The 11,952-nt window shown below is 48.2% G+C and carries 7 protein-coding genes; 6 read left to right on the top strand and 1 reads right to left on the bottom strand.

What is annotated here, in order from left to right; translation table 11 throughout:
* Nucleotides 1-116: 116 nt before the first annotated feature.
* On the top strand, nt 117-944 hold the full coding sequence (locus tag QGP82_RS04880; RefSeq protein ID WP_499057393.1) for a metallophosphoesterase: 828 nt from the start codon (nt 117-119) through the stop codon (nt 942-944).
* Between the two features lie 283 nt (nt 945-1,227).
* A complete protein-coding gene (locus QGP82_RS04875) occupies nt 1,228-2,142 on the top strand; it encodes a branched-chain amino acid transaminase (protein ID WP_499057391.1) in 915 nt (304 codons plus the stop codon).
* Between the two features lie 78 nt (nt 2,143-2,220).
* Here QGP82_RS04875 and QGP82_RS04870 read toward each other — a convergent pair whose 3' ends face one another.
* Entirely contained in the window at nt 2,221-5,415 is a 3,195-nt protein-coding gene (locus QGP82_RS04870) for a pentapeptide repeat-containing protein (RefSeq protein ID WP_499057389.1), read from the bottom strand.
* A 708-nt stretch (nt 5,416-6,123) separates the two neighbouring features.
* Between QGP82_RS04870 and QGP82_RS04865 the strand changes: the two genes are divergently transcribed.
* The 4 genes from QGP82_RS04865 (at nt 6,124) to glyS (ending at nt 11,833) form a co-directional block, all read left to right on the top strand.
* Nucleotides 6,124-8,829 (top strand): TIGR02921 family PEP-CTERM protein, encoded by a 2,706-nt coding sequence (locus QGP82_RS04865; RefSeq protein WP_499057387.1) that lies wholly within the window; start codon nt 6,124-6,126, stop codon nt 8,827-8,829.
* A 135-nt stretch (nt 8,830-8,964) separates the two neighbouring features.
* Nucleotides 8,965-9,231 carry a hypothetical protein gene (locus QGP82_RS04860; RefSeq protein WP_499057385.1) on the top strand — a complete coding sequence of 89 codons (267 nt, stop codon included), beginning with the start codon at nt 8,965-8,967 and terminating at the stop codon, nt 9,229-9,231.
* A 75-nt stretch (nt 9,232-9,306) separates the two neighbouring features.
* On the top strand, nt 9,307-9,501 hold the full coding sequence (locus QGP82_RS04855) for a 4-oxalocrotonate tautomerase (protein ID WP_499057383.1): 195 nt from the start codon (nt 9,307-9,309) through the stop codon (nt 9,499-9,501).
* A gap of 190 nt (nt 9,502-9,691) precedes the next feature.
* A complete protein-coding gene (glyS, locus tag QGP82_RS04850; RefSeq protein WP_499057382.1) occupies nt 9,692-11,833 on the top strand; it encodes a glycine--tRNA ligase subunit beta in 2,142 nt (713 codons plus the stop codon).
* Nucleotides 11,834-11,952: the final 119 nt, after the last annotated feature.

The following is an 11,952-nucleotide window of genomic DNA, read 5'->3' as shown; positions in this document are numbered from 1 at the left end:
CCTTACATAGACCAGTCCGGCAACTGTCAAAGTTGACAATGGGCCATGACAAGCCACCATGGTCAGGCTAAACATCAGAAGTTAAGTTAAGTAACGAATCTTTCGTTCCTGAAACTATGCGCCCTTTATTTGTTGGTCCGCTGACGGTTGAAACCCTGGAAGTACCTATTCGGGATTTACCTGAGCGACTCCAGGGCACGGTCATTGTGCAGCTATCGGATTTTCACTACGACGGAAAGTGCCTGGCTGAAAAAACATTGGCCGATGCGATCGCAACCGCCTCAACCCTCAACCCCGATTTAATCGTTTTCACAGGCGATTTCATCACCGCCGAACCCGACCCCATTTACCCACTGGCCGAACAGCTCAGTCCCCTCGCCAAAGCCTTTCCCACCTATGCCATCCTGGGCAACCACGATAATTACTGGCCCATGGCCCGAGGCATCGTCACTAAGGCCCTGACCGACATCAATATCAGAGTCCTTTGGAATCAAATCGACTATCCCCTCGGCAATGACCTCGCCTTGGTTGGCCTCGCCGACTACTATAATCGCGACTTTACCCCAACTGTCCTAGACCAGCTACCCACCACCCTGCCGCGTATCGTCCTTTCCCACAATCCCGATACCGCTGAACACATGATGCCCTGGCGCGTCGATCTACAGCTATCCGGCCATACCCACGGTGGTCAAATCATCCTACCCGGCATCGGCAACGTCGCCCGTCACTGGTTCCAGTTCCGCAAACGACTGCCCACAATACTCCGAAAAAGCAATATCCCCTACCTGAGCGACAAATGCGCCAGCGTCGTCGACCATTGGGAATGGGCCATGGGCCTGCACAGAGTAGGCCAGAATTTACTCTATGTAAATCGTGGCCTGGGCAGCTATGCCCCAGGACGGTTGTTTTGTAATCCAGAAATTACGGCGATCACTCTGGTCTAATGTTTAGTTTTGAGTCCTAAATTTTGAATTTTGAGTGAGTTGCCTGAAACAGGGTATTACCAAGCCCATGAGCATTAACTCAAAACCAAGGAAGGAAAATGACTAAGGCCCAACTTTTGAATGTAAAGACGTTCCAGATTCTATTAATCGCTTACTCCTAATGAACTCAAAACTTTCCCTCTCCAAAATCTTAAGGAACCCCAACATTACCCCCTACCAACTTTCCGTTTACTCAAGAACTCCTCTATCCTAGGTAGAACAATTTCTTGAAGCTGCCGAGCCAATGCACAACTTTCTGCCGATTTCCTATTTTGAGGGTCAGTTTTGTCCATTTGAAGATGCCAAAATTTCCATTGCCACCCATGCATTGCACTACGGTACAGGTGCCTTTGGTGGCTTACGCGGCATTCCCGATCCTCAGAATGAAAATCGGGTCTTGCTATTTCGGTTAGATCGCCACTGTACCCGCCTAAGTAAAAGTGCTCGATTGCTGAATTTTGATTTACCAGCGGACAAAATTCAGCATGTAATTACAGAATTTGTAAAGCACAACAGCCCCAAAACATCCTTCTACATTCGGCCCTTTGTATACACCTCAGACCTGGGCATTGCCCCTCGACTACATAACGTAAAAAAAGACTTTTTCGTCTATGGTCTGGAACTTGGGGATTATCTCTCACCAGAGGGTGTCAGTTGTCGGGTTAGTTCCTGGTATCGCCAGGAAGATCGCAGTCTGCCGTTGCGAGGCAAAATTAGCGGCGCTTACATTACCTCTTCCCTAGCCAAGACTGAGGCCGTCGAAGCAGGCTTTGACGAAGCCATTTTGATGAACTCCCAAGGTAAAGTCAGCGAAGCCTCAGGGATGAACATTTTTATTGTGCGCAATGGCAAACTAATTGCCCCCGGTTTTGAGCAGGACATTCTAGAAGGTATCACCCGTGACAGCGTACTCCAGGTCGCTCAAGATTTAGGTATCGATGTCATTGAACGCCCTGTAGATAAATCAGAGTTGCTGATTGCCGATGAAGTATTTCTCAGCGGTACTGCAGCCAAGGTAACCCCAGTACGCCAGGTGGAGAATTACACGCTATCAACAGTGCGACCCATCACCGATAAAATTCGCGAAAAACTCTCAGCTATTACAGAAGGACGAGATGATCAGTATAAGGATTGGGTGTTTGGAATAGATTTAGCCTAAGGCTCTATAGAGGAGATTTATATTGATCACTTTAAGGAAATTAATGACACCTGATTCGTCGTCTTTTAGACTATTTTCTTAGGGGGTATGTTGATCGTTAATAAATTTTTGCGCGGCCTCAAGCGAATCAAGAACTTTAGAATATCTTGCTTTCAAGATAGCCGGTAAGCGATCGCAATCGCGATTTTGATAGATCTCTAACCCTGAAGGTAGAGTCGAATTACAAATGAAGGGAGGTATCTTGCCTTGAAGTTGATTATGAGTCAAATTTTGAGCTGTACGCAGTTTAGTGCCTAGCAAAATTGCACTATTAAGGTTAGCGCTATATAAGTTAGCATTATCAAAATTGGCTCTAGAAAGATCAGTATTGTAGAGATTGGCACCGTAGAGGTTGGCACTGTAGAGATAGGCTTTAGCAAGGTAAGCACTATTAAGATCAGCACTATCAAGGTCAGCACTATCAAGGTCAGCCTTAGAAAGATAGGCTCCAAAGAGATAAGCATTGAAGAGATTAGCTCTGGAGAGATATGCATTGAAAAGCCTAGCTCTAGATAGATTCACACTATCTAGGTTAGCGCTGTAGAAGTTGGCATTATTGAGCTCAGCTCTGAAGAGATTGGCTTTGGAAAGGTTAGCATTAGAGAGATTAGCTTTGGAAAGGTTAGCTCTAGAGAGATTAGCTTTGGAAAGGTTAGCTCTAAAAAGGTTAGTATTAGCGAGGTTGGCTCTGAAAAGGTTAGCACCGAAAAGGTTAGCACTATCAAGACTAGTGCTGTAAAAGTTAGCATTCGACAAATGTGGTCCAACAATACGAGTAAATGTATCTGGACCTAAAGAATCTCCGTAATGAATAATTTTAAGTAGCTTGTCCTCATCAAATGCCTCTGTATCAGGCTCTCCACAGGGATGAAAACAGATCTTGGATTTAGATTTTCTTTCTACTGATAATTTTGGATAGTTTACAGCCTGAGCCTCCGCATGAAGTTTAAACAAGATAGCTAACACGTTTAACCCTGCACAGATATCAATTTGCTTGAGGCCAGTGGAAACATTTTGGTTACTGAGCTGTATTTTCTTTTGCTGTGGTAGATTTTCTGTAGGCCCCAAATTCAAAAACTCTCCTTCACACCAACGCTCATAAAATATATGTAGTCTTTGAAAAAGTTTGACTCGGTCAATCTCACTTTCGTCTAGCAACTCAAACAAATATTCTATAATTTCAACACTTAGACCACTAAATCCCAACAGATCATAGATTTGGCTATACACCGTACGGTCATCCAAAAGAAACCGTTTTTTTCTTTTATCAAGATCTGTCCAGTTTTCAAGTGCTGCCATTAAACGTTCCGCAAACAGATATTCACCAAAGCTTTTATGGGCAAACTCCACTGATCCCCGCTTGTCTCCTTCTCCAGGCCGTAAATAAAACGTTGTCAGTAAGCTATTGAGCGCTTTATCGTCTGATTGCCCAGTTGTTTTCTGTGATTCTTTGAGTAAATCGGCCACAGAATTAGAGCTATCTTGAAAGCGTGCTTTCAGCATAGTCAGTTGAGCGGTTTCATTACCTGATTGCACTACGCATAGCGCGGCCTCCTGTAGCACTTCTCGCAAATCATCCACATCTAATCCAGACAGACGTCGGTTTTCATCCTGACGTTGGTTTTCTAGTACCCAATTGACCGACTCTTGATAGATTCTTAGCTTTGCCTGACTTTCTTGCTGGGCATTTGCAAACATCTCACTAGTTAGCCGACCTTCACGATGGAGTCGCCCTAGCAAGTAGATCAACAGTGGCTCTCGGGCTAGATTGTTGGAAATTTCCTCGGGACAAGCTTCTAAAAATGTACGAAACTGAGTAACTTCTGCTTCTCCAAAGATAGATTGCCAGTTAGTCAACCACTGCTCTCGTAGAGCATCGTCCATTGGTTGAAGTTTGACCCGCTCCAGGCTTTTATTTTGCGTAATGCGTTGTTCGATCCCTTGCAGAGCAAGGGGCCTGCCGGTTACCAAACACTGATGATGGCTGCGTTCTTGAAAATCTGAAACCTGCTGTAGAAACTCCTGTAATCCACCGCTGGCAAGCCCTTGGAGCAACAACTCATCAAAACCATCCAAAATAATTAAAAATCGAGTATTTTTATCTTTTAACCATCCCTCTTTACCAACAAACTCAATAGGCTCTAAATCAGGACAGGTTTCTAATGTCTCCGTGAGATTGTTTTCCACTACACGCAGACTGCGTAGCCGGATAAAAATCGGAATATATGAAAACCTGAGTTTCTGACGCACCCAATCGGCAAACATGCGACAAAACACGGACTTTCCTTGACCTGCATCCCCCTGGATAAACATCACCTTACGAGGGCCTATTCGCTCCAGAATATTTTGCGCCCAGGCATGAATATTTAGAGGTTCTGCATCCATACTCTCCCCTGACTGAGTCAAAGGTTGCACATTAAGGGGAACATAGATGTCGTTAAATGTGACTAGCGGATCACTTTCATCAAACACCTGCTCCTTAGGCAAGGGTTCAATTACATTTTTTAGATAGCTGTCTATACTGACCTGACGATCTTGTTTCTGTTGCCCTCCGATACGATAAAGCTCCGCCAGCGGTTCAATACTTTCTCCTGCCTCAGCGATAGCTTGATACAGATATTGATAAGTCCCCCAAGTTATTTGATCTATTAACCGCTGAACTTCAGATTGACCTAGCTTAGCTTGCTGTAATTGTTCCGAAAGCACCGCGCTGAAATGCTCCGCTAGTTTGGATTCCCTAAACAAACTAGTGACTATTTTCAGCTCACTAGAATTAAGTTTTTCAGCATCCAACCGGGCAATCTGTTTCTCCAACAGAACCTTTAGGGACATATTTGCCAGCTTTTCAGAAATAGCAGTATCTGTAATCTGTTCCAAAACTGCTTCTAAACTCTGCAAGTAGGCCAGCTGTGCCACGATCAACACAGAACTTTCAAACGTAGGTTCGGTCTTGCTGAGACCCAGATATAGTCTCAGGAGGCCAATACCAATAGAAACAAACGGCAGCCCTGAAATGATCATCTGAGCATCAGGGTCGCTCAGAGCCTTAAAAAACGGTTCGACTTTTTCAAAATAGGGAGCTAGCTGGTTTAAGTCAGACTTATGTTCTTCCCACTTTTCACCTAAATCGTGGCTAGCACTAACCGTTTCAATTCCCTTTTCGGCCAATTCCCCCCACGGAATATCTTTTATATCCGTATTGAGAAACTGCCAAAACCCTTTCAAACTAGCCATCAGCAATTCTTGATTAGGAAGAACTGTTTAGACCATAGCCAGCTTTTTCCTAGATCGCAAAAGGATTAACAAGCTGAAATATGGAGAAACATTACTGTAGACCTGAAACCAGAAAAAATTGATGAATTTGGTTAAACAAGGACCTCCCTACAATCCTTTGATTTGCTAGCAGGCCATATCCACCCACAGCCAATGCTCTTACCTCAAAATTCAGATTTTGTAACCGCTAGTGGACACATAAGCCCATGGTCTCGATCCGGCATAGTGTCCAGCGAGCAGTTGTTAAAGTACTTAAGTTGCTAGTTGAGCCAGGTCAGAATTCTGTCTCGACCCAGCAATCATCTACTCAGGACATCTACTACGACTTTTCCGTTCCCAGTAGAATTCGCGAGGCGGGTTTCGGTTACTAGTGTTAGCAATCGAAACCCACCCCGCCTTCGCAACAGCCTTCCCACGAAGAGAAATTTTTATTAACCACAAATAATTTCAAGACTCCACTACGCACCTCCAACACCCCTAGGAATCACCTCATTCCCTCCAGGGGGAGTATATTTACACTAATAAAACTTGGAATCCTTAGGTGGCAAAGTATTGCTAACTTTTTGAGTCTCAACGTGAAATCCCCATAAAGTTTCCAGCCTTTGCCCGTAAAGCCCTTTAGCCGGGTTGTGTCAAACCAAACAGTCTGCGTTATTCCTTGCATAAGTCATGAAAACCGCGCTCCACTGGCTATCTCACACTATCTTCTGGGTCTGGAACATTGCCTTTATTGGCTTTATCTACTTTTGGCTACTGCCAGTGGCAGGACTCCCTATCCTTGAAGCCGCTCGCATGGGCGAAATTCCACCCGCCTTTGTCGCTAGCATTCTTGGCATGCTGGTGGTACCCCCAATCTGCACCGTGGTCGGCGGCAAATGGCTGCGCAAACATCCGATATTACTGATGCGGCTGTTTTACGGTGTGGAGGTGCCCCTATTTGGCCTTTGCCTGCTGCGGTTATTCCTTATTCGTGATACCACTCCCGCCAGCGCCCATATCCTACTGACGGTGTTGGCTGCCATTGCCATGTTTGCCATCGAAACTCTGGCTGGCTATGCCGCCTACCGACCGCGATTGGCCTGGGCACAAATGATTGGCCACAGCTTAATCCTGGTCACTGGTCTGTATGCAGGCACACTACTGCTGCTCTACACCGTGCCTGCCCTATGCGTTCTGATCTACGGCACCATAACGGGACTATTCAATATTGACTGGTGGTGGTGGCTACAAGAAATAGGCCGGATGCTAAGCCAGCCTCACTTAATTCTTGTCGGTTTTCTCTTTCTCGTATTATGGGGTTCAAGCGCCTTGGTGCTTGTTTCCATGCCCTACGTTTTCGTCAATTTTTATGTGCTCTCCTGGCATCGCATTCGTAAAGCATTTACTAAACAGCACGGCCATGGCTGGGCTGTTACTGGCGTTGTCGTTGGCATCAGCTGTTTGCTCTTCGGGCTATTGCAACTGCCCCAGCCCCAGGCCCAAGCCTTTAGCTTGTTAGATGGACCTGCACCGCAAACTCCAGCTGACCGTTTAACCCTGGTCAAACAGTCAGAAACTATTCGCAAGGGGCTAGTACACGGCTATCTGTTCCGCTATCGCTATCTCGGTACTGCTGAAGAAAGCAATCAGCTGAGGGAAATGTATAAGGCGGTTTTTGATATGCCAGAAACCGATGCTCAGGTATTCCAAGACTTTCATAATGGGCTGCTGTCACCGTTTTTGTATAAAGGCGATCGCAACGATGATGCCAAAGCAGAAGCGCTCTACACCAGCTTTTTTGATACGTCCATTCAAAAGGCAGAACGCACCGAAATCCGTAACGCCCTCCAAGCAACCGCCAACCGAGACGAAACCCAGGCTGGTGTGCTTAACCTGGACCAAAAGGTCATTCGTCTGGCAGAACAGACAGTCACTGTAGAAGAAAATGGCGACTGGGCTGAACTTGAAGTTTACGAGCAATACGAAAACAAAACTGCTGACGCCCAAGAGATTTTCTACAGCTTCTCATTACCGGAAAGTGCCACCATTACGGGTCTCTGGTTGGCCGAAGCGAAAGATGGTTCTCGCTTTCCCTTCACCGTATCGCCCCGTGGTGCTGCCCAACAGGTCTATAAAGGTGAAGTTGAACGGGCAGAAACCCAACGGGCAGAAGACCCGGCATTACTGGAACAAGTTGGTCCCCGTCAATATCGTCTGCGTGTCTTTCCGATTCCTGCTGCCGTATCTACAAAAGAACCTGGTGAGCTACACCTATGGATGACCTATCAGGTACTCCAGCAAGACGGTGCCTGGCCTTTGCCCCAGCTCACCGAAAAACGCAATATCTTCTGGACTGACAAAACTATTCATCAGCGGCGGGGCAAAAACGTCCTGGTGAGTGAAGATACCTGGTTTGAACCCACCCTTCAGGCTAGGAAGAAGGCCAAACCCACGGCTCACCAGGTGCAGCTAGCGGAAGGCTATCAGGTTACGGCAACACCGGTAGCCAAAACTGTCGTACCAGGCGGAAAAAGAATCGCGGCTATCTTAGACACTTCCTACAGTATGGATAACGGTGCCCATGCTGAAGCCTTGCAACAGCTTGAAACGATCCAAACGCAAAACACCATAGACTTTTATCGGACAACGGCCACTGGGGAGACCTTGACACCTAGCGACGATCTCAACTCCTTGGACCTGATTGTTCCCTACGGCAGTCTGCAACCGGCAGAGATGCTGCAACAGTTTGAGGCACAGCGCCTACCAAAAACTTACGACGCTATCTTGTTGCTGACCGATGCAGGCAGCTACGAGCTAACGGAAGAGGAGCTTGAGCTACCCAAACTGTCTGCGCCCCTGTGGTTAGTGCACATGGGCCATCAGCTACCCTCTGCCTATGACGACAAACTGTTAGAGGCCATCCAAGCAAGCGGTGGCGGAGTGGCCACGGATGTTACCGCTGTGCTACAGCGTTTAGACAAAAATGTGATCGATGGTTATGAATGGGCTGTGGCCGCCAATGATGGCACTGCTCAGGCAAATGAGTTTGCCCCTGTGGCTGCACGGCAGATGATTCTGCAGCGTAGTCGTACGGCAGACATGACCCAGTTGGAGAATTTGGATGGGGTACACGCCGTTGCTAAGCGGACCCAAATCGTTACGCCCTATTCCTCCATGCTTGTCTTAGTTAACGACCGTCAGCGAGAGCTGTTGCGTCAGGCTGAGGCTGCTGCTGATCGCTTTGACCGTGAAGTGGAGGATGGTCAGGATGATCTGACGGATCCGTCTAACCCACTAAATTCGGTATCTGTGCCTGAGCCGGGTTCGGTAGTGGGCATGGGAATCATCGCTACTGGGTTGATTTTGCTGCAGCGCAAACAATCGGCTAGCAAATAGCGCAAAGGAACGATGTGGTGGCCTCATCACGTCTTGACTATGGAAGGTCTTGAAAATGGCGTTTGCAACTGTAGGTAGTCGTTTGCGATCTCATTCATTCACTAGCGCACATTTACCACCCCGTGGAGTTCCCCTATGAGTCGCCTCCCTGACAATTCAATACAGAGCCCAAAATCACAAACTATCGCTGATACCATCGTTCAACGGGTGAATCAGCTACCTTTACAAAGCCAGCATCAGGTTTTGGATTTTGTGGAGTTTCTGCTGCAGCGCCACAAATTAGATGAGGCAGTGCAACCATTGAATGATGATCTAGAGGAAGACCTAACGCTTTGGGAAGCTGCCACAGATGAGGATTGGCTTGCTTTAGAGGCTCAACTCAGTGTTCAGAAGGATAAATAGACGTTGATGGGCATTGGGAACTTATGGGTATTCGGTCTACTCTGGTGAGGCTGACTATCCCAATACTGACGTTCTATGCCAATTATTCGTGTTGAGATTTTGCCTGGTAGAACCATTGAGCAAAAACGGGAGTTGGTGAAGGTGCTGACTCGCGAGACTGCTCGCATTGCGGGCTGTAGTGAGCAGTCTATATATGTTGTTATTGAGGATGTGAAGAAGGAGAATTGGGGTGTCGGTGGGGAGCTATGTTCGGATAAGTTTCCTGATTAATAGAAGCGCCGGGCTTCGACTCCGCTCAGCCCTCGGATTATGACTCGACTCCGCTTAGCCTTCGGAGTATGACTCGACTCCGCTTAGCCCTCGAGTGTCGACGTTGACTGAGCGGAGTCGAAGTCAACGTTCCACAACTCCTTATTCCTGCCATAATACTAAGGTTTTACTCGACCTTTTTAGCGCACCCATGGCGACCTTCTTACTTGAAGTCGGTACTGAAGACCTCCCAGCTAGTTTTGTTAGCGATGCTCTTGAACAATGGAAAGCGAAGATTCCTGCGGAGTTGGAGGAGCAGTTGCTTAGTCCGGAGAGCATTGAGTTCTATGGCACGCCACGGCGGTTGGCATTAGTGCTGAACGGGATACCTGAGCGTCAGCCTGACCGTGAAGAGGAAGCCAAGGGTCCATCTGTGAAGGCTGCTTTTAAGGAGGGGAAACCGACTAAGGCGGCTGAGGGGTTTGCTCGCTCCCGTGGTGTCAGCATCGATGATTTTGAGATTCGTGAAACTAAAAAGGGTGAGTTTATTTTTGTCACTCAGAAAATTGCTGGGCGGGCGGCTACTGAAATTCTGGCTGAGTTGATACCTCAATGGATTCTGGGTCTAGAGGGTAAGCGGTTTATGCGTTGGGGTGATGGTGATCTGAAGTTTCCTCGTCCGGTGCGCTGGCTGGTGACTCTGATGGATGACCAGGTGCTGCCGATTACGCTGACAAATGGGTCTGAAACGTGTAATAGCGATCGCACCTCCCAAGGCCACCGCGTCCTCCATCCCGAACCGATTACGCTACAGAGCGCCACCGGCTACGTTGACGCCATGAAGTCCATCTATGTGGATGTGGACCCTGAAGAGCGTCGCCAGAAAATTGTGGCTCAAGTGGAAGACGCGGCGAAGTCAGTCAGCGGCGAAGCTATTGTCAACCCAGGCTTGCTGGATGAGGTGATTAACCTGGTGGAGTGGCCCACTGCCGTTGTTGGCACATACGATGATGAGTTTCTGGAACTGCCCTCTGAAGTGGCCATTACCGAGATGGAAAGCCACCAGCGCTATTTTCCACTGAAGTCGGGCGATAGCTTACTGCCAAATTTCATCACCATTTCTAACGGTGACCCGGCAAAATCGGACATCATTGCTGAGGGTAATGCTCGGGTGATTCGTGCCCGCCTTTCAGACGGGATGTTCTTCTTTAATGCTGACCGTACTCAAACCCTGGCGGACTACCTGCCTAAGTTAGAGATGGTTACCTTTGAGGAACGGCTGGGTTCCGTGCGCCAGAAGGTGGACAGAATTGTGGGTGTGGCGAGTGCGATCGCAACCCAACTCAACCTGGACGCTACCCAAACCGAGCTTGCCAATCGGGCTGCCCTGCTCTGTAAAGCCGACCTCGTCACCCAAATGGTGGGCGAGTTTCCTGAGCTGCAAGGCATCATGGGCGAAAAATATGCCCGCCACAGCCAAGAACCAGACGCCGTTGCCACGGCTATTTCTGAGCATTACCTACCCAAAGGTGCAGGGGACAGCCTGCCCCAGACTTTAACCGGTCAGGTGGTGGGCCTCGCCGACCGAATTGACACCCTGGTGAGCATTTTCAGCCTGGGCATGAAGCCAACTGGGTCTTCCGACCCATTTGCCCTGCGTCGTGCCGCTAACGCTGTTGTCCATATCATTTGGGCGGGTGAGCTGAGTCTAAACCTGAGTACATTGCTCACAGATGTGATTGCCAGCTTTGCTGCCGACCGTGATGGCGTCAATGTCGATGAGCTGCAGCACGAGCTAGAGGATTTCTTTGCCCAGCGTGTACAGACCCTACTGCAAGACGATGAGGCCATTGACTACGACTTGGTCAATGCCGTCGTCGGTGATGGGGACCTTGACTACCGTCAGCGCATGCTGAGCAGCCTTCTCGATGCTCGCGCTCGCGCCCGTTTCCTTGAGGAAATCCGCACCAATAGCACCCTCGCCAGCGTCTACGAAACTGTAAACCGGGCGTCTAAGCTAGCCACCAAGGGCGACCTAGACACCGCTACTCTGGACCCCGCAGGTGTTGTTGATGCCAGCCTTTTCCAATCTCCTTCCGAGACAGCCTTCCACGAAAGTCTGCAACAGTTAGTGCCCCAAACCCAAGCTGCTCAGGCAGAGCGTGACTATCAAAAGTTAATTGACGGTCTTAAGAAAGCGGCTCCGGTGGTGGCTGAGTTCTTTGATGGTCCCAATAGCGTACTGGTTATGGATGATGACGCTGCCATTCGCCAAAATCGACTGAATTTGCTGAGTCTACTGCGCAACCATGCCAGGGTACTGGCGGATTTTGGGGCGATTGTTAAAGGCTAGGGAATAGGGACAGGGAGGGGAGTGATTCCCAGTGAACAGGCTTCACAGAACTAAATCTGCTTCATAAGTTTTAGGGACGCATATCCTAGTTAATGTAGGCAACGTTGAACTGTAACGCT

It is taken from the genome of Leptothoe sp. LEGE 181152 (assembly GCF_032906605.1).
GTDB classification, from domain to species: Bacteria; Cyanobacteriota; Cyanobacteriia; order Phormidesmidales; family Phormidesmidaceae; genus Leptothoe; species Leptothoe turfae.
Note: the sequence above shows the minus strand (reverse complement) of the source record. Positions and strands in the feature narration are given on the sequence as shown.

Coding starts and splice junctions, on each gene's coding strand:
- QGP82_RS04880 (WP_499057393.1), top strand. CDS start 117: ATGCGCCCTTTATTTGTTGGTCCGCTGACGGTTGAAACCCTGGAAGTA.
- QGP82_RS04875 (WP_499057391.1), top strand. CDS start 1,228: ATGCACAACTTTCTGCCGATTTCCTATTTTGAGGGTCAGTTTTGTCCA.
- QGP82_RS04870 (WP_499057389.1), bottom strand. CDS start 5,415: ATGGCTAGTTTGAAAGGGTTTTGGCAGTTTCTCAATACGGATATAAAA.
- QGP82_RS04865 (WP_499057387.1), top strand. CDS start 6,124: ATGAAAACCGCGCTCCACTGGCTATCTCACACTATCTTCTGGGTCTGG.
- QGP82_RS04860 (WP_499057385.1), top strand. CDS start 8,965: ATGAGTCGCCTCCCTGACAATTCAATACAGAGCCCAAAATCACAAACT.
- QGP82_RS04855 (WP_499057383.1), top strand. CDS start 9,307: ATGCCAATTATTCGTGTTGAGATTTTGCCTGGTAGAACCATTGAGCAA.
- glyS (WP_499057382.1), top strand. CDS start 9,692: ATGGCGACCTTCTTACTTGAAGTCGGTACTGAAGACCTCCCAGCTAGT.